Genomic DNA, 18,983 nt, shown 5'->3' on the forward strand with positions numbered 1-18,983 from the left:
AGCAGATAAGTGAGGAAAGAAACATGCCTGAGCACACAATTTTTAATGAACGTCCTGAATCTCAGGACCGTGCGTTAAAAGTAATTGAAAAGCTGGGATATACGATTGTTCCCCGGAGTGAAGCAGAGAAAAAACGTGGCTCTCGTCGGGCTGTGCTATTTACGGAAGAACTACAGTCTTTTCTGAGCCACCAGACATATCAGTTTGGCACGGAAGACAGATTCTTTTCAGGAGGCTCCATTGCTAAGGCGATGCAGACTGTAGACCAGTTCAGTGCAGCCGGACTGTATGCTGAAAACAAGGCGATCTATGAGCTTCTCTGTGCGGGCAAAAGCATGGAAGAGGATCTGCCTGACGGAACCCGTCAGTCCTTTGATTTGAGTTTCATTGACTTTGAACACCCGGAAAATAATACATTCCAAGTGACGGATGAGTTTGAAGTAGAACGTTCTAATGGTAAATTCGCTCGTCCGGATATCGTAGTGCTGGTCAATGGCATCCCTCTGGTGGTCATCGAATGTAAAAAATCCAGTGTTGATGTAATGGAAGGTGTCAACCAGAACATCCGTAACTGGGGTGAAGAGTACATTCCGCATCTATTCCGTTACGCACAGTTAGTTCTAGCAGTTAATCCGGATAAGGTGCTTTACGGCACTTGTGGAACGCCTGCAAAATACTTTGTGTCCTGGCACGAGGACGATAAAGAATGGCTGAACGACTGGTGCCGGAAATGCTCTCCGGATGGTCATATCAAGGAACAGGATCGAGCATTGGTTTCATTGTTGCACCCGGAGCGACTGTTGGATCTGATCCGCAATTTCATCATTTACGATAACAATGTAAAGAAAATTTGCCGGTATAAACAGTACTTTGCAGTAAAAAAATGCATGAATCGTATTTTGCTGAAAGACGGCGCAAACACCAGAAGTGGAGTGGTTTGGCACACACAAGGTAGCGGTAAAACTCTCACCATGATTATGCTAACCAAAATGATTCTGCGTGAGAGTATGCAGCCAAAAAGCATGATCAAACAGCCGCGTTTTGTGATGGTAACTGACCGTATCAATTTGGACAAACAGATCAGGGATAACTTTATTCACACTCAGATGAGTCCTCACCGTGCCAAGACCGGCAAAGGTTTGATTGAATTGCTGAAAGAGGAGAGTAATACGGTCATTACTGCACTGGTCAATAAATTCGAAGCTGCAGTAAAACAGGAATACTGTAATGACAGCGAAAATATTTTTGTTTTTATTGATGAAGGGCATCGAACACAATATGGCAAGTTGAATATCTACATGAACCGAGTTCTGCCTAACGCCGTGAAGATTGCATTCACAGGTACTCCCCTGATGCAGAAAAAGCCGAAAGAAAATAAACGTGATATTATTCCGGCAAGAGATACCTATGAAAAGTTTGGTCCTGAAATCGACAGATACACACTTCAAGATGCTATTGACGATAAAGTAACGGTTCCTATTGTTTATGAAGGCCGCGTGATCCCTCAACAAGTTACCAGTGAGCAGATTAACGCTCATCTGAAGTATATTACTGTAGGCCTTACGGAAAAAGCTAAGAAAGATCTGGAGATTAAGTATAGCCGATTTGTTGCTCTTGCTCAGACAGAAGCGCGCCTCAATATGATAGCATTTGACCTGCATGAACATTTTATCAATTATGTTAAGCCAAAGGGATTCAAAGCTATGCTCACGTGTGCTTCGCGTGCAGAAGCGGTGCAGCTTTTTTATAAATTGAGAGATCTCGGCGGAGTTACTCCGGCGGTAGTTATTACTCCTAACTCCGGCAAAGAGGGTGATGATGAAAACAACACTCCTCAAACTGAAAAAATTATAGGAGAATTTTTCCGGAAAGAGGTTGATCCCCTTTTTAAAAATAACTATGACGCCTATGAAGACTCTGTAACTGGGAGGTTTATTGATCCAGAAGGTGATGTTGATCTACTGATTGTAAAAGATAAGTTGCTCACTGGTTTTGATGCACCAATTGCCGCTGTGCTGTATGTGGATAAAAAGTTGAAGGATCATACCCTCTTGCAGGCTATTGCTCGTGTGAACAGAGTATATCCAGACAAAGATTTTGGTTTGGTCGTCGATTATATGGGAATCTTTAAGAAACTGAATTCTGCTTTGGATTTGTATAGTGACGAGCAATCCGGAATGAATCTATTTAATCGTTCAGAAATTCAGTCAGCAATATCTTCGGTTTCAGAAGAAAAGCAAAAGCTGGAGAAAGTTCATCACGAGCTTTGGAAAATATTTAAGGGGATCGATCCCAACGAGTCTAGTGCAAATGTATGGCAGGAACGTCTCAGAGAGCATGATGTGCGCAAAAATTTCTATGAAAAGCTGTCTGCCTTTGCGAAGATGGTGGATTTTATGTATTCCAGCTACGAATTATTTGAAGCTGTTGGATTTGATCAGGCAGAAGTTTATCGTAAAGACTATCTGTTTTTCAAAAAACTAAAGGATAGTGTATCTCTTCGCTTCAATGATCGTGTGGACTTTTCTCGATATGAGGATGGCATTCGTCAGCTGCTGAATACCTATGTGAACGCAGAAGACGCAAAAATCCTGATTGAACCGCTGGATATTACAAACAAGGAAAAGATGGAGGAACAGCTTGCTCGACTAGGGTCTAGTGAAGCAAAAGCAGAAGCTATTCAAACACGTCAGGTTGAAGTGCTCGAAAGTCAGCGGTATGTAGATCCGATTCGTTATATGACTTTCATGGAAAGAATAAAAAAGGCCCTTTCGGACTATATGCAGGAGCGTGACAGTGAAAAGTACCTTTCTTCCATGGAGAAAATGGCAGAGGACTATCGAGCTGGCCGGAGTTCAGTTAAATATCCAGAGAATATTGTGGATGATAGCGATGCAAAGTCTTTCTATGGTGCTGTTTGTGCAGGTATCAAAAAGTCAACTGGTGTTGCTGACGTAGAAATTACTGATGCGATGGGCGAATTGGCCTTAAACATCAAAGACGTTATTGTGAAACACACAAAGCGTGACTGGAGAGACAATGTCATTGTACACAGGGACATCAAAAAGGCGCTCGATGATTTGCTGTTTGACTATATGGAAGATAATCAACTTGATTGGAGTTTGGATACAATCGATATCATTATTGATGAAATTATGATGGTGGCAAAGAAGGGCTATTGATATGGAGAAAGTCAGCATTATGTTGCCAACATCCCAAAAAACGGTTGAGGTCAATCTTGATAGAAAGACGATGAAAACATGTCGCCTAAAGGTCTATCCGACACAGGAAATTGTGTTATCAATACCACAGACAGTACCGATAGAATGGGCTGAAGAATTTTTGACAGACAAAAGCAGCTGGATTGAGTCAAAGTTAGAGTCCTTTCAGAGAACAAGTGGATATGCAGCGACAGATGAGATTCGAAATGGCTTCTCAATTAAAATGCTTGGCGAAGACATGCTGTTTGTTTTAACGGAGTGTGATAAGGAACAAGTGTATTCTGAAGGCAAGCGTATCTATATTTGCTGTCATGACCCAGATGATCAAGAAAAAGTCTGGAATTTATTCGAAAGCTGGTGGCGCAAACAAGCAAAAGCGATTCTACAGAAACGAGCAGAGCATTGGTATCCGATTATCGAAAAATATGGAGTTGCAATGCCGAAAGTTGCAGTTCGTAAGATGAAAACCTTGTGGGGCAGCTGCAGCGTAAATCGAGGAGCTATAACTTTAAATTTTTACTTGATTAAAGCTCGGATGCCTTACATTGATTATGTTATTTTGCATGAGCTGACCCATTTTTTATATCCAAATCACAGCAAACAGTTTTATATGTTCCTGTCTAACTACATGCCTGATTGGAAAGAACGAAAGTGTATTTTGGATCAGGAAGTGGTACACGGCCTGTGAGGTTGGATGTGAATCAAAAAATGTTTATTATTTCGGTCTGGAGCGAGAAGTATGGAACTTGATGAAGCGTTGAAAGCGTCAAAAATGCCGATGATAGTTGTGCATTTCGATGATAACTTTGAGACCACACATGCCGAAGAATATAACATGGAAAATTTTGAGTTAGCAGAGTGGCAGATTGAGAGTTTGGCTAGAATGCTATTACCTTCAATTCGTGAGTATTATAGAAATCCCGAGTATACCGACGCGGTTAATGAGCGGATGAAGCAACAAAATGAAGAATTGATAGATGTTTGAGGTCAATGGTGTAGAATATGTAAGGTAAGCCTGGTGATCAATAGCTACGAGAAATCATAGGCAACCATGGCGATGCCTTCTGATAATGAAATGCTAATGCTTCAATTGGAGATTACAAAAGATGCTCATTAAACTTCTACCGAGGGCGAATGATTATGAACATTGAGACTGATTTGGTCAAGAAAAAAGAATTTTCCACATCAATTAACTCCGGCATTCAAAAGCATTCTCAAGAGTATAAGGTCCTCGCAATTCTGCGGTATCTTTATCCTCAAAAATTTTCGACTATGATTAATGGGGAAGCTCCAGATCTTCAAGATAATGAGAATGGCGTAGGTATTGAAGTCGTTTCTGCTGCACAAGAAAATGATATGAGAGCTTCTCGAGCCTTTTCTGAATTACACCAAACAAAAGGTGGGGATAATGAAAAAAGTGAGGAGCGGATCAGGGCAAGTGGCTACAAATTTGTACCAGTACAAGGAACGAAAGTCGGAATCAGCACAACAGGAACTTCGGACAGCGAAAAAGTGCTTGTCCAGAAAATTGTGCTGAAAAAGGCGGGGAAAATTCAGCAGTATAAAAAGAATTTCCGAAAAGTTGGGCTAGCGATACTCTTTTCCGAAACCCCAACTTCTTACGCAGAGGACCATTGTCTGGAATGGGTTACTGAAGTACTAAACAACTTCCAAGATTCATTTGATTTTGTATATGTATTATCCCATCGTTTTTGTATCTATTACGAAATTCAAAAAAATGTTTCAGAAAAACGGTGCTTCACAGAAAACGTATATAAATCTCTTTCTACTATAGCGAGGATGACTGCGGAAGGACAATTGTCTTTAACGGATCCGGAATGGCTGTAGAACTGTGACCTTCTGTTTGTTTGAGTTCCTGGCGGGGAATCGGCATATTTTGTATGCATATCTGTGGCAACACCATGGCAACAAAAAATCAGATAGCCTCTACTATCTAAATAATGAAAAGAATACCAATACTCTGAGCTAAATCCTATAAGCAAATCTGTTTAGAAAACTTCTGACAGGAGCGAGTGGGAGTAACCCGGGCGTCCTGAAAAGCCTGAAAACACCCCTTTTTGAAGGCTTGGTGGCCTCTGCGGCAACGATTTGGCAACTGTTTTCAAAATTCAAGGGAGGACTGCTGAAAAGCAGTCCTCCCTTTGTTATGCTGTGGAAATTTACTTGGTGATCGTCAGGTCACAGCTGCCGTCGTTGAGATTGGACAGCTCACCGATGAAGTAGATCACATCCACCGTGGCGGAGGGATCGCGGACGAACTGATAGCGGTCGTAGTTGGCCGGAGTCCGCTCATTCCAATCCAAGCCGGTCTCCACATACTCGATGCCGTTATCGTAGCTGGAAACGTCATTGAACTCGCCGCACTGGAGCACACCGCCGCCGGTGATGGAGCCGGAGTTCACCAGAACGGTACCCGAGGCGACCAGCCGGGCGCTGGAGGCCACCGTGATGGTACCCATGTTGTAGGTCGAGTACCCGGTGTTCTGATAGGAGAAGCTGCCTCCATTGACGTTGAAGCTGCCGTAGTTCTCGCTCCGGCCGTTGATGTTGACCCGGCCGCTGCTCTCCACCACGGCGCCCTGCTGGGTAGTCATGCCGCCGTAGACATCGAAGCGGGCATAGGTACCCTCTACGAAGACCCGGGCGGTGGGCTCCAGCGTCAGACCGTCGTTGACTTCCACTCTGGCCTGGTGGCTCGTTGTGTCGGAAATGGTGACCGTGCCGGCAAAGACGTTGGGAACCTGGCTCTCCGGATTGCGGTCCAGGTAGAGCATGCATGCGCTGGAAATGGAGCCGCCCTCGTCCAGATGCATACCGCCCTTTTCGCTGTGGAGGCGGAGATAGCCATACTGAGGTACCTCCACCTTGCCGCCGGAGCGAACGGTGATGCCATCCTCCGCATTGACATTGGTATTGTAATAACGGTTCTGCTGCTCGCTCTGGCTGTTGGTGGACAGGACGCCGCCCTTGGCCACGATGAGGGAGCCGTTGTCCACCGACAGGTTGGCGGCCTGATTGGCGTCGCCCTCCAGGGTGAGACGGGCCGAGACGGTCAGGGAAGCACTGGAGAGATCCAGATACTGACCTGGACGCAGGGTAAGGTCCTCAGTAAGAACCACATCCTCCGTTCCGGTATAGGTGACCGCAGTGTACTCGTTGCCGCGGAGGATCTCCAATGCCTCGCTCCACACGGCGGTGTTGTAGTGCTTACGGGTATAGGAGGTGCCGCCAAAGTCCACGCTGAGCATCTGGCTTACCCCGTTGAGGGTGAGGGTGATGTCCACCATGGCGATATCCTCGGAAGCGGGCTTCGCCGCGGTGAGAACTACCTTGCCATCCTCCAGAGCAGCCGACACAGGATATGTCTCATATTCGTCGGTCTGGTTGTCATAAATCTCCGCAGATACCTCGGGCACGCCGGAGAAGGTCTCACCCGCAAAGGGAGTGACTACGATCTTGAGGCCGGTATAGTTCTTTTCGGTGACATTGCTGCCGGAAACCTGGAAGATGTCATAGAAGCTGCCGTAGGTGTGCAGTTCGTAGGTCTCGACGCCGTCGACCCAGTTGCTGTTCAGATAGCCGTTGACCGTGCCCACAAAGTCGGGCAGAACGGTCTCGCCGGCCTTACCGCCGGTGAGGTAGTACTCCACGGTACCCAGACCGCGGTTGACGTCCTTGGTCTCCAGGCGGGTCTGGGTGTCGTAGTCACCGGGGACATCCTGGGCAGTGCGCACCACCAGGCGGGCGGACTGGAGACCAAGGACCTTGCCCTCGGCGTCGGCCCACTTGATGTAGAGGACCTCGTTGGAGGTCAGGGGCTTGCCCTCAGCATCGGACACCTCGGCCACGATGCCGGGGAAGGCGTCAGAGACTTCCTTGTACTCGGTGGAAGCCATGGCAGCCTCAGCGGTGGGAGCCACAGCGGCCTTGACCGCGCCCTCCACCGGGGAAACGGTGAGGGTGTAGCTGAGATTGGCTGCATAGGTCACAGTGGGATCCACATAGATGGTCACGGTGCCGTTGGCCACCGTGGGCTCCTCGATCTCCTCGGGCTTCGCGCCGGTGCTCCACGTGCCGGAGAGCTGCTCATTGGCGGCCAGCTCGCCCTTGACCCAGATGGCAGTGACCTTGATGTCCTTGATGATGTTCTCCTTGGCCAGGTCATGGTCCCAGCCGGCGAAGAGCCAGCCGTCCTTGACGGGAGGCAGGACGTCCTTCACATAGCCGCCCAGCTTGACCTTCTGCGAGGGGATCTCAGTGCCGCCGTCGGTGTCAAAGGTGACGGTGAGGGGAGGCACGTTGCCGATGTAGATCCGGCTCAGGCCATTGAGGGTAAAGCGGATATACTCCGCACCATCGATGGTGACGACTTCGCCCGGTACGGCCTCTTCCGTTCCTTCTTTATTGGTGTGGCTGGCGAAGAAGGTGTAGAGGCTCAGGTCGGCGTCAGACGCCAGGCCCAGGGCCTCCCGGGACAGGGTGACGGTGGTCTCGCCCACGGGGTGGACCTTCTGATCGGTGCCGTCCTCCGTGGTCATGGAGAGATCCACATCCAGGGTCACCAGTTCGGGGGTCACCTCAGCCTCGGGGTAGGCATTGGTGATGGCAGTCTGGATCTTGACGGACTCTTCTTCCGGGACCGCCTCGTCCGACTGGGTGACATCCAGAGAGAGGACAGCATCCGCGGGGATTTCGATCGTTTCGCCGCTTTCGTTGACGAATTTGGCGCCCTCATCCACGACAACAGGGGACTTGTCGGGATCGGTCTCGCCCGGATCCACCTGCGCGACCACCTTGCCGGTGGCGGCGCTCGTCACGGTGCCGGAGTAGCTGCCGGTGCCGGTGGCCTCAGCGGTAATGGTCTGGCCCACATCCAGGGAGGACACGGTGTAGACGTTCTCAGAGGACTTCTCTACACCGCCCACCAGCCAGCGGATGGAATAGACCGAATCCTTGGGGGAGACATAGGTGTAGAGCTCATCACCGGAGTGCAGGGCAGCGCCGGTGACATCCACCTCATTGCGCAGGATGTAGATGCCGGACAGGGCAGTGGTGGTGCTTCCGCCGCCGCCTCCACCGCCGCCGCCGGAGGGCTTGGTGGTGGGTGTGGGCTTGGCAGGCTGGACTAGCTCGTCGGTCTTGTCCATCAGCTCGTCCATGATGACGGCCACGGAGGCACGGGTGGCGGTGGCGCTGGGATTAAAGACATTGCCGCCCACGCCCTTGACCAGACCGAGGGCCTGGGACAGATAGACCGCATCCTTGGCCCAGGCGCTGATGGCGGCGTCGTCATCGAACTTGGCGGAGGCCTGATAGCCGCTGAGATCATAGCCCATGTAGTTCAGGAAACGGATCAGGAAGGCACACATCTGCTCCCGGGTGACCAGCTCATCGGGGGCGAAACGGGTGTCGCTGTATCCGGCGGTGACGCCGGACTTGACGGCCCAGGAGACGGCCTGGGCATACCAGGCGTCGGCGCTCACATCCTGGAAGGAGGCATCGGCGCCGGTGGGCGCGGGACCGTCCAGCTTTTCCGAGAGACGGTAGAGCACGGACACGAACATACCACGGGTCATACTCCCGTCGGGATCAAAAGTGTCCGCGTCGATACCGCTGAACAGTCCGGCATTGACCACATCGGTGATGGCCTGCTGGCCCCAGTGGCCCTGAATGTCCGAAAAGGAGACCGCTTCCGCCGCCAGGGCGCCGGTGGGCAGGATACCCGCCAGCATGGCTGCGGTCAGAAGGGAGGCCAGTCCCTTTCGGAGATCTGTCTTTTGTGGTTTCATCTCTCCAACTCCTCTTACTGGTTTAGAATGGGACACGCGAAGGGGGTGCGATCATACCATGCAATCAGCTCCTTGCATCTGGTCAGGGCAGCATATCCGGATTCCCACGGCGATGAAATATGCCGGCCGTGGGGACTGAGCCGCGGCGGGGGCCGCACAGGGATCAACGCTCCGGATATGAGTCGGACACCAGTTTTTCACGCAGCGCGGTCCGCTGGCGGCTCAGTGTGGATGGATTCATGCCCAGAAACGAGGCAATGTACTTGTTGCTGACCTTTTGGATCAGGCCCGGGTAGGTCTGCAGGAACCACTGATACCGCTCCCGGGCGGTGTACTGATACATGGCGATTTTTAGTTCCCAGTGCATTTTTGTGGACTCCATCAGCAGGTTGTAGGCATATTTCAGCAGCTCCATATTGGTCTCCAGGTGATAGGAGACAATGGAGAGCGGAATGGTCAAAATCGTCGAATCGGTCAGGGCCTCGATGCTGATGGGGGACGGGCCCGTAATATCTGGCCCGGGCATGGCAGGCGCCCCGGTACGGAAGGCAAAACAGTCGGTGACCTCCTGGCCGTTGGCGTCCAGAAAAAATCCGCGGATGATACCGTCGATCAGAAATGAGACATAGACTTGAGGCTCTCCCTGACGGATGAGAAAGGCGCCTTTGGGCAGTGCGTGGATCTCGATCTCATTGAGCAAATCATCGGTTAAAATGCTGGCGGGAACGTGCAGAATATCGGCCACATAGCCCTTCATATCCATGTGCATCCCTCCCAATTGTTTTTGCTTTTATTATACCATTTTTAGGAACAGATGCATTGATACAGGTCAATTTAGCAGGTTAATTGGTGAAATAAAAAGAAGGCTTTCCGGTGGAAGCCGAAAAGCCTTGAAAGTTGGAAATAAAATGGTTTGTGAAAGGGGAACTTACGACAGATACGGGCGCAGCAGATCCACGATCTCGCCCTTGCTGGCGATACGTCCGGCGATGAGGAGCTTGCCGTCCACCATCAGGGAAGGGGAGGACATCACGCCCAGGGACACGATCTCCATCAGTCCCTCCACCTTTTCCACCGGGACCTCCACGCCCAGCTCGGACAGGGCCTCCAGCGTGTTGGTGTAGAGCTTGCCGCACTTGTCGCATCCGGCACCGATTACCTTGATATCCATATCCATGACCTCCTGATCAGTTGCGCAGTTTCATCTCCTGCCCGACACAGGTTTCCCAGGCAGAGAAGATATGTTTGATGACGGCCGGACCGATCCGGGAAATAAAGACCAGCTGGGAGAGCTCCTTTTCCTCACAGGGCTTCCAGTCGATGCGGGAGCCCACCAGATCCACCTGGTTCCAGCCCTCGTCTGCCAGGTGGAAGAAGCCCTTGCAGCGGTAGAGATCGGACTGGATCTCCCGGAGGAAGGCGGTGAGCTGCTCCCGGGTCACGGTCCCGGAGAAATCCATGAAGAGGGTCTTGGGCTTGGTCTCCGCGGAGTTGGTGGTCTCCTCGCCCTCTGCCCACTGATAGAGGAGCAGGTCGTCCTGGAGGAACTGGGGCGAGAGGGAGCCCATCTGGCTCTGCTCGATGGGACAGACCGGGTTGATCTCCCGGATGGCCCGGACCACTTCCTCCAGCTGAGCGGGGGAGACCAGGTCGGTCTTGGTGATGACCGCCAGGTGGCAGTGCTTGAGCTGCCGGTTGACGGTCTCCAGGTCGCCGCGCTGCTCCAGGAAGTTTACGGCGTCCACCAGACAGATCACGCCCCGGAACTCGTAGGATGCGCCGGCCGCCACCTGGGCCGCCTGCAAAATCTCCTCCACATTGGAGGGATCGCCCAGACCGGAGCTCTCCACAAAGAGGTACTCCAGGTTCTGCGCGGCCATCTCGGCCAGCGCCTGGACAAACTGGAGCTTGAGACAGGAGCAGAAGATGGAGCCGCGGTTGACCTCCACCATCTGGATGTTGTCATTGCGGAGGATGGTGCCGTCGATTCCCAGCTTGCCGAATTCGTTCTGAATGACGCCGATGCGGCGGCCCTGGAGCGCGTCCAGGAGGCGGAGGAGCAGGGTGGTTTTTCCGGCGCCGAGGAAGCCGGTGAGGACATAGAGCTTGGTGCTGTGTTCTGTCTGCATGGCGGGATCTCCTTTCAAAGTGGTGCCTGGGGCAGGGGCCTCCGGTCCGGCGGGACATGCGGCCGACTCCAGGGCGTCCATCAGGCCGTCGATGGCCTGGCGGACGCTGTGGAGGGTGTCGCGGTTCAGGGTGTAGTGGGTCCAGCGGCCACGCTTCTCCGGGATGGCAAGGCCTGCGCCGCACAGGAGCTTCATATCGTGGGAGAGGGTGGGCTGTGTGATGGAGAAGGCCTCCAGAATCTTGCAGGCGCACAGGGGCTGCTGGGAGAGCATGGAGAGAATTTGCAGCCGCTTGGGGTCAGCCAGCGCTTTGCATACTTTGGCCAATTCTTCGTGGGTCATACACGGCCCTCCTCTTACCTGAATAAATAGAAAAATATCGATATGTTATAAACGGATTATACCATACAGATAGAAGAACGTCAATATATGATGAGAGACAGGATCAGGAGTCCAGCTCATCCAGCTGGTCCATCAGATCGTCGGCCTGGTCCTCCAGCGCTTCCCGGCGGTCGCCCCAGACCTCATAGGCCTCGCTCTCCATATCCTCCGGTTCCTCCAGATCCAGCCGGGCAATTTCCTCCTTTACCTGGGCCAGCTGGGCGAGAAGGGCCTGTCTGCGCTCCTCTTCCGGCGCGGCGGGGGAGCGGAAGGAAGTGATGTCGATGATGTCAGCCATAAAAAGCTCCTTTCCTCTGTCGCTCGGACAGAACATCCTTGCATGGGCTGAAGCGCAATGCTCCGGCAGACCCTATTATAATGGGAGGAGCACCGGGCGGCAAGTCCTGTACGCCCTCCCGCCGGCAAGAGAAAACCCGGCCTGCTTGTGCAGGCCGGGCATTTCATCCTTGTATTACTCCTTGGCGGGGGCCAGGAGCTTGGTGAGCATGGCCACCTTGCGGCCGATGCCCTGGGCCTTCTCCAGACCCTCGGGATCGTCCATGGTGCCCGAGCCGTCGCCGGGATTCCACAGACTGGCGCCGGCATAGACGCAGACGCCGCCGTTGCAGACAGTGATGCCCTGGGTGTGATAGAAGCCCAGGATCCCGTTGATGGCCATTTCCTGGCCGCCGTTGCGGGTGCCGCCCACGGCGATGGCACCGCCCACCTTGCGGGCGAAGAAGTCGGGGTTGTCCTTCAGAATGGTCCATGTGGGACGGAAGCGGTTGAAGAAGGTGGCCAGCTGGGCGGTGATATTCATCTCATACACAGGCGTGGCGATGATGTACCCGTCCGCATTATAGAACTTTTCATAGAGCTCGGTCATGCCGTCGTCCTTATAGACGGGGCAGTAGGTGACCCCCTGCTTGGTGCACTGGTTGCAGTGGATGCAGAAATTGAGCTTGCGGCCACGGAGCTCCACCAGCTCGACTTCCACGTCGCCGGTGGCCTCGGCGGCCTCGAGAGCGGCCTTCAGGGCGGTGTAGGCAGATTTTTTGCGGGGGCTACCACAGATACCAAGAATTTTTACCATGAGAGATGCGCTCCTTTCGTTGATCGGTCTATACCGGGAAACTGCCTGACGGCATTCTGACAGAGAAAACAACGAGATAAAATCCTTCTTTTCTGCCTTTTATGGTAGGATGTTTTTGACGGGCCGTCAAGAGGAAAATGGATGCGGAAGACGGCCTTACCGCACAGAGGCGGAAGCTCTGCCCTCCAAAGTCGTGGGGAATCAGCTACGGCCTTCCATGGCGGCCTTGACCCGATCGGGGGTCAGGGGCAGCACGTGGAGGTCGGCGTTCAGGGCGTCGTTGACCGCGCCCACGATGGCGGGGACCACCGGGACGATGGAGGCCTCGCCGATGCTCTTGCCGCCGTAGGGGCCGCCCTGCTCGAACTCCTCCACGAAGTGGATGGAGATGGGGGGCAGGTCGGTGGAGCGGGGCAGACGGTATTTCTTCAGATTGGCGTTGATGGGGCGCCCCTTCTCGTCCAGCTGGAGGCCTTCAAAGAGTGCCATGCCCATGCCCATCAGGACGGCGCCCTCGATCTGGCCCTCCAGCAGCATGGGATTGAGGGCAGTGCCCACATCGCACACGGCCAGATAGTCGGTGACCTTGACCTCGCCGGTCTGCTTATCCACCCGCACCTCGGCAAAATGGGCGCCGTAAGAGCCGGCGTTGTGGTCGGAGCAGTAGGAGACCGTCTCCAGCAGCTTGCGCTTCTGGTGGTCATAGGCGTAGCAGGCCAGGTCCGCCCGGGTCAGACGGGTGTCGCTGCCCTCGGTCCAGTAGGCGCCGTCGCTGTGCTGGACCTGCTCCACCGGGCAGCCCAGGGCGTCGGCGGCCACAGCGCGGAGGGTCTGCTCCATCTGGCGGGAGACCGTCTCCACCGCGGCGCCGCCCGACCAGGTGTTCCGGCTGGCGCCCGAACCCATGTCATAGGGGCAGCTGTGGGTATCCGAGTGGGTCAGTTCGATCTGATCGAAGGGAATGTCCAGGGTCTCGGCCACGATCTGCTTCATCAGAGTATAGGTGCCCGCGCCGTGGTCCGTGAGGCCGGTGCGCAGCAGGACGGAGCCGTCCTCATGGACCATCAGCTCAGCCACGGTGATGTCGGGGGCAAAGGGAGCCACGCCGTTGCCGTGCAGGGCGGTGGCCACGCCGTAGCCGTAGACATAGCGGTCGGTCTCCTTGGCGGCCTTGCCGGCCAGCTTCTCCTTCCAGCGGAAGAGCTCTGCGCCCTTGACCAGACAGTCGTGGACCCGGGCGTTGCCCAGGGTGTCGTTGGCACCCCGGTCCAGACCGTAGGGGCGGACCAGGTTGCGCTCGCGGAAATCCACGGGGTCCATATGGACTGCCTTGGCCGCCTTGTTGACCAGAAGCTCCAGGGTGGTGAAGACCTTGGGGGAGCCGAAGCCACGCATGGCGCCGCCCACAGGGGTATTGGTATAGGCCGCCTTGCCGTCAAAGCGCTGGTTGGGGGCCTGGTATACCTTGAACATCTTTCCGCACATAGCGGCCTGGACGTTGATGCTGCCGCCGCAGTAGGGGCCGGAATTCATGAAGGAGCGGATCTCAAAGCCGGTCATGGTGCCGTCTTTCTGCACGGCCATCTTGCCGTAGAGCTTGATGGCATGGCGGGTGTAGGTGGAGACCATGGACTCGGTGCGGTTGTAGCGGATCTTGACCACCTTGCCGCCGGCCTTCTTGGAGAGCAGCAGGGCGATGGGCTCCAGCAGGACGCCGTCCTTTCCGCCAAAGGTGCCGCCGATGAGTCCGCCGTGAATGGCGATCTTGGTATAGGGCAGGCCAAAGATCTGGCCCAGCATGATCTGGACCCGGTGGACGCCCTGCTGGGGCTCCCACACCTCCAGATAGTCGCCCCGGTTCCAGCGGGCGATGCACTGGTGGGGTTCAATGGCGCCGTGGTGGATCATCTGGGTGGAGAGGGCGTTTTCCACCACCACGTCGGCCTCAGCCAGGGCGGCGTCCACGTCGCCGCACTCGGCCCGCTGGGCCTTGAGCAGGTTGCCCTCGGGGTAGATGTGGGGAGCGTCCTCCTTCAGGGCCTCCTCGGGATCAAAGACAGCGGGGAGCTCCTCATAGTCCACCTCGATGAGCTTGATGGCCTTCTGGGCAATGGCCTCGGTGTCGGCGGCCACGGCGGCCACCTCGTCGCCCACAAAGCGGACCACGTCGTCCAGCACCCGCTCGGTGGCGGGGATGCCGTCCTTGGCCCAGCGCATGATGCGGTTGAAGCAGGTCTTGGGGGAGTCCTGATAGGTGATGACGGCCCGCACGCCGGGCAGTGCCTCGGCCTTGCTGGTGTCGATGGAGCGGATGCGGGCGTGAGCCACGGGGCTGGTCAGGACCTTGCCCCAGAGCATACCGGGGAAGCGCAGGTCGTCGGTGTAAACGGCCTCGCCGGTGACCTTGGCCACGGCGTCAATGGTGGGGGTGGGCTGTCCGATGTACTTCATAATACTGGTTCCCTCCTCATTTAACCCTGCTGGGCGCCGTCGTCCTCCCGCATCCGGCGGGCGGTGAGCTGAACGGCCTCCACGATCTTCTTGTATCCGGTGCAGCGGCACAGGTTGCCCTCCAGCGCGGTGAGGATCTCATCCTCGCTGGGGTCCGGGTTGTTGGCCAGCAGCGCCAGAGAGGTCATGACCATACCGGGGGTGCAGTAGCCGCACTGGATGGCTCCGGCGTCCACAAAGGCCTGCTGGACAGGGTGGAGGTGGCCGTCGTGGCTGACGCCCTCGATGGTGAGAATGTCCGCGCCCTCCAGGTTGCGGGCCAGCAGCACGCAGGAGTTCTTGGGCACGCCGTCCACCAGGACCTTGCAGGCGCCGCAGTCGTTGGTGCCGCAGCCGTACTTGGTGCCGGTCAGGTTCAAAACCTCCCGCAGTACATAGAGCAGGGTCCAGTTGTCCTCGATCTGAAGGGCGTGGTCTGTGCCGTTGATGTGAAGGGTAATGTCTCGCATCGTCAATGCATCCTTTCTCTCCAAAATCCGGTTGGGTTATGACTGTGCGCCGATGTTCCAGTTCTGGAGCACGCGCATCCCATAGTGCTGGGGATGGAAGTAGTGGACGTTGAGCAGGACGGGCACATCCTGCACATCATAGAAGAGCTGTTCGCAGTAGAGAAGGGGAGTTCCCTTGGGGAGCTCAAAGAGGGCGGCGACCTTTTCGTCCGCGGCCACGGCCTGGTAATCGTTGAGGGAGTGGGCCAGCTTTTTCCCGCAGTGGTCCCAGATGCACTCATGGATGTACCAGTTCTGCTCCTCCGGACGGAAGGGGCGCTTGACCAGATCCAGGGAGAGGCGGCTGATGGTAAAGACGCCCGGGTGATCATCGGCCGTGTAAATGGTCTCGTAGCGCTGGAGCAGGCTCTCCGGCTGGACCTGGAGCCGCTCCGCCAGCGCGGGGGAGGCCGGCTCGATCCCCAGGAAGAGCATCTTCATCCCGGGGGTGCGGCCGTTGCGCCGGAAGGTGTCGGCAAAGGAGAAACCCTGGTCCACCCGGTTTGTGGGGTCCAGCGCGCTGGGGTGGATGAAATTGCCCACGCCGTGCCGCTTGGTGAGATACCCCTCCAGGGTGAGCATCATCAGGGCCTCCCGCAGGGTGACCAGACTGATGCCAAGGCGCTTGGCCAGCTGATCCTCGGGCGGGAGTTTGTTGCCTGGAAAGGTCTCACTGCGAAACATGTCCAGGAGGCGGCGTTTCACCGCCATATACGAGCTAAGATTGGTTGCAGCCATTCCGACATCCTCACAATCCTTATAAGTTGTACGCTGTCCTTATAAGTTTACGGCATTATTCTACATCGTTTGTATCACAAATGCAAGAGCAATTCTTTTTGATCTTGAAATTTGTACAAAGTGCTTTGTTTGCCTGAAATGGATTGGTAAAAAAGGCTGAACTTTAGAGTCTAAAGCCGAGAAACACCTGTGCAGAATCCCACGTACCGGAAGAGAAACACAAAAAGACCGCGACCTCCGGGAGAGAGGCAGCGGTCTTTTCGTGGATTATCAGGCGAGGGCCTGGGCCAGGGCGGGCAGTGCGGCGGACAGATCTTCCAGGCCGTAGTAGCGCAGGACGACCACCTGGGCGCCCCGCCGGGCAAAGAGCATCTCCCAGGTATCTTCCACCGCGTCGTAGACCAGGGCGGTCTCGTCCAGGCCGGGCTGATCCACACGAAGGAACTGGTAGCGCCCCGGCTCGTGCTCCAGCTCATAGACATACCAGTCGTCGTACTCCTCCTGGATCAGCGCCCGGAGGAGGGGTTCTGCCAGGAAGGGCAGGGTGAGCCGGTAGTAGGAGAGGCGGAAGGAGGGGGAATAGGTCCCGCTGTTATCCGGCCAGTTCCGACCGGGGACCTCGCCGCCCTCTTCGATCTCATACTGGGCGGGGGCGAAGAGGGACCACGCCGCTTGTACGTGATTTTCCATGTCCCGGTCTGAGAGATAGAGGTGGCGGTAGGTGAAGGCGGGATCGGTCTCAATGTGGGTGAGATGAAAGGAGAGGGGAGAGGGGTGCTCCGGCGTGATGTTCCAGCGCTCCCGCCCGGAGATAGAGCGGACGGAGATACCGGCCGAGAGCACTGCGAAGAGCAGCGCGAAGAGAATCAGGAACCGGCTCCGGGTCACCTGTCCCCGGAAGCGGCCGGTCCGGTGTTCCATGGGGATGCCCTCCCGGAGGCTGCGGCGCAGACGGCAGAACCGGCGGCACTGGAGGAGCAGCCAGGCGAGGACGATCAGATCCAGAAGAAGGGAGCCCAGCATGGAGAAGGCAGCGGAGCTCTCCACCAACTGAAGCACGGGAGGGCGGCCGCCCAGAAATCCGGCAAGGATCATACCAATGCCCAGTAGAAAGAGGGGGGTACACAGGCTCACATTCCGCCGGATGGACTGCTCCAGCAGCTCCAGGGTCATGCTCTGGGTGAGAGGGTCGGTGTGGAGCTCCGGAGCGTCCGGGTCGTCACAGCGGTAGAGAGAGAACTGCCCCAGCTTTCCCACATAGAGCCAGCCCATCTCCCGGGCCTGTTGAAAGGTCTCCAGGTCCGGGGTGGGGGAGAGCGGAGAGATGGCATCCAGCCGGTAGCGGACCGCCCCGGGGGTGTCCCGCCGGAACCAGAGCAGGCCCTTGGAACAGCGGACGAAGTAGAGCCCCTGGGCGGCCATCTGGACCAGCCAGCTCTCCATGGCGGGGATGTCCCAGGGGTCTACGTAGTTCAGCCGGGGGACCAGCCGGGGATGCCGGGAGGAGCTCAGGCCCATTGCGTCCCCTCCTCTCCCGTTGGCACCGGGGCGGCACTCAGCTCTCGCTCGGTCTCGGCCGCGTCCCGCAGGCAGACGCGCAGGCGGCGGAGCTCCTCCTGATAGCGCTGTTCCCCCAGCTCAGTGAGGGAATAGGTGCGCTTCCGGCCCAGGATCGACTGCTCCCGGATGAGGCCCTCCTCCTCAAATTTGGCCAGAATGGTATAGAGGGTGCCCGGGCCCAGCCTCACCCGCCCCTGGGTGCGCTTCTCCACAGAGGAGGCGATCTCTGTGCCGCAGCGGGGCCCGGGCTGAAAGGCCATCAGGACATAGAACATGGGCTCGCTCAGGGCCTCCAGGGCTTTCTTTGCCATAAATCTCACCTCTAATATCAAGAGTCGATATCGTCTGTTGATATTATAATATCGCGCCTCGATATTGTCAACGCTCCCATTCGATTGTAAACCAGCAATAAAATTAGGTTGACAATCAATCCGGGATATGGTAAAGTTCCAGGCAGAATCATACCGAACATAGGAGGATGTGACATGGATACAAAGACTCTTTCCCGGGGCAGGACCCGGGCGCTGGCCGAGTGTGCACTGATGGCGGCGGTGATCGCGCTGTGCGCCTGGATCTCCATTCCCGCGGCGGTTCCCTTTACCTTGCAGACCTTCGGTATTTTCGCGGCAGTGGCCATCCTGGGCGGAAAGCGGGGGAGCGCGGCGGTGGCCGTCTATCTGCTGATGGGCATGGTGGGCCTGCCGGTCTTTGCGGGATTCAAAGGTGGGATCGGCGTCCTTCTGGGGGCCACCGGCGGCTATATCCTGGGCTTTCTGGGCTCTGCCCTGACCGTGTGGGGGATGGAGCGGCTCCTGGGCCGCCGCGGATGGGTCCTGGCGCTGTCCATGGTGCTGGGTCTGGTGGTCTGCTATGCATTTGGGACGGCCTGGTTCCTGGCGGTATATACCCGGACCTCCGGCCCCATGAGCCTCTCGGCGGCGCTGGGACTGTGCGTGCTGCCCTTTGTGCTCCCGGACGCCATCAAGATCGCTCTGGCTCTGCTGGTGGGCCGCCGGGTGGGGCAGGCACTGGAACGCCGGGCGGGATAACGG

General features: G+C 55.8%; 16 protein-coding genes. 5 read left to right on the forward strand and 11 right to left on the reverse strand.

The features are described 5' to 3' along the window. Positions 1–23 precede the first annotated feature (23 nt). The 4 genes from INF37_RS04055 to INF37_RS04070 all read left to right on the forward strand — a co-directional run bounded on the left by INF37_RS04055 (position 24) and on the right by INF37_RS04070 (position 5,069). On the forward strand, positions 24–3,182 hold the full coding sequence (locus INF37_RS04055; RefSeq protein WP_193536595.1) for a type I restriction endonuclease subunit R: 3,159 nt from the start codon (positions 24–26) through the stop codon (positions 3,180–3,182). Between the two features lies 1 nt (position 3,183). Continuing rightward, entirely contained in the window at positions 3,184–3,909 is a 726-nt protein-coding gene (locus INF37_RS04060) for a M48 family metallopeptidase (RefSeq protein WP_120485577.1), read from the forward strand. 51 nt (positions 3,910–3,960) lie between these two features. Continuing rightward, positions 3,961–4,206 (forward strand): hypothetical protein, encoded by a 246-nt coding sequence (locus INF37_RS04065; RefSeq protein WP_193536597.1) that lies wholly within the window; start codon positions 3,961–3,963, stop codon positions 4,204–4,206. A 155-nt stretch (positions 4,207–4,361) separates the two neighbouring features. Continuing rightward, a complete protein-coding gene (locus INF37_RS04070) occupies positions 4,362–5,069 on the forward strand; it encodes a hypothetical protein (RefSeq protein ID WP_193536599.1) in 708 nt (235 codons plus the stop codon). 332 nt (positions 5,070–5,401) lie between these two features. Here the strand turns inward: INF37_RS04070 and INF37_RS04075 are convergent, their stop codons facing one another. From INF37_RS04075 to INF37_RS04130, 11 genes are all read right to left on the reverse strand, one after another. Then, the gene (locus INF37_RS04075; RefSeq protein WP_193536601.1) at positions 5,402–9,031 is read right to left on the reverse strand and encodes an S-layer homology domain-containing protein; all 3,630 of its coding nucleotides are present in this window, start codon (positions 9,029–9,031) and stop codon (positions 5,402–5,404) included. 163 nt (positions 9,032–9,194) lie between these two features. Further along, the gene (locus INF37_RS04080; protein WP_193536603.1) at positions 9,195–9,794 is read right to left on the reverse strand and encodes a Crp/Fnr family transcriptional regulator; all 600 of its coding nucleotides are present in this window, start codon (positions 9,792–9,794) and stop codon (positions 9,195–9,197) included. A 165-nt stretch (positions 9,795–9,959) separates the two neighbouring features. Further along, a complete protein-coding gene (locus INF37_RS04085; protein WP_193536605.1) occupies positions 9,960–10,202 on the reverse strand; it encodes a thioredoxin family protein in 243 nt (80 codons plus the stop codon). A gap of 16 nt (positions 10,203–10,218) precedes the next feature. After that, the gene (locus INF37_RS04090) at positions 10,219–11,502 is read right to left on the reverse strand and encodes a metalloregulator ArsR/SmtB family transcription factor (RefSeq protein WP_346728014.1); all 1,284 of its coding nucleotides are present in this window, start codon (positions 11,500–11,502) and stop codon (positions 10,219–10,221) included. A 103-nt stretch (positions 11,503–11,605) separates the two neighbouring features. Next, on the reverse strand, positions 11,606–11,839 hold the full coding sequence (locus INF37_RS04100; protein WP_101693019.1) for a hypothetical protein: 234 nt from the start codon (positions 11,837–11,839) through the stop codon (positions 11,606–11,608). A gap of 174 nt (positions 11,840–12,013) precedes the next feature. After that, positions 12,014–12,634, reverse strand: a complete 621-nt coding sequence (locus INF37_RS04105; RefSeq protein ID WP_101693020.1) for a flavodoxin family protein — start codon at positions 12,632–12,634, stop codon at positions 12,014–12,016. Between the two features lie 201 nt (positions 12,635–12,835). Beyond that, positions 12,836–15,085 (reverse strand): xanthine dehydrogenase family protein molybdopterin-binding subunit, encoded by a 2,250-nt coding sequence (locus INF37_RS04110; RefSeq protein WP_101693021.1) that lies wholly within the window; start codon positions 15,083–15,085, stop codon positions 12,836–12,838. A gap of 20 nt (positions 15,086–15,105) precedes the next feature. Next, on the reverse strand, positions 15,106–15,594 hold the full coding sequence (locus INF37_RS04115) for a (2Fe-2S)-binding protein (protein WP_101693022.1): 489 nt from the start codon (positions 15,592–15,594) through the stop codon (positions 15,106–15,108). Between the two features lie 36 nt (positions 15,595–15,630). Continuing rightward, positions 15,631–16,371 (reverse strand): GntR family transcriptional regulator, encoded by a 741-nt coding sequence (locus INF37_RS04120; RefSeq protein ID WP_101693023.1) that lies wholly within the window; start codon positions 16,369–16,371, stop codon positions 15,631–15,633. Between the two features lie 270 nt (positions 16,372–16,641). After that, positions 16,642–17,889 carry a DUF2812 domain-containing protein gene (locus tag INF37_RS04125; RefSeq protein ID WP_193536607.1) on the reverse strand — a complete coding sequence of 416 codons (1,248 nt, stop codon included), beginning with the start codon at positions 17,887–17,889 and terminating at the stop codon, positions 16,642–16,644. After that, positions 17,880–18,242 (reverse strand): PadR family transcriptional regulator, encoded by a 363-nt coding sequence (locus INF37_RS04130; RefSeq protein WP_193536609.1) that lies wholly within the window; start codon positions 18,240–18,242, stop codon positions 17,880–17,882. The genes INF37_RS04125 and INF37_RS04130 overlap by 10 nt, the downstream gene beginning before the upstream one ends. Positions 18,243–18,416: 174 nt before the next feature. On the opposite strand from INF37_RS04130, the gene INF37_RS04135 reads away from it, so the two are divergent. Further along, on the forward strand, positions 18,417–18,980 hold the full coding sequence (locus INF37_RS04135; protein ID WP_101693026.1) for a biotin transporter BioY: 564 nt from the start codon (positions 18,417–18,419) through the stop codon (positions 18,978–18,980). Positions 18,981–18,983: the final 3 nt, after the last annotated feature.

This window comes from Pseudoflavonifractor gallinarum, assembly GCF_014982855.1.
Lineage (GTDB): Bacteria > Bacillota > Clostridia > Oscillospirales > Oscillospiraceae > Pseudoflavonifractor_A > Pseudoflavonifractor_A gallinarum.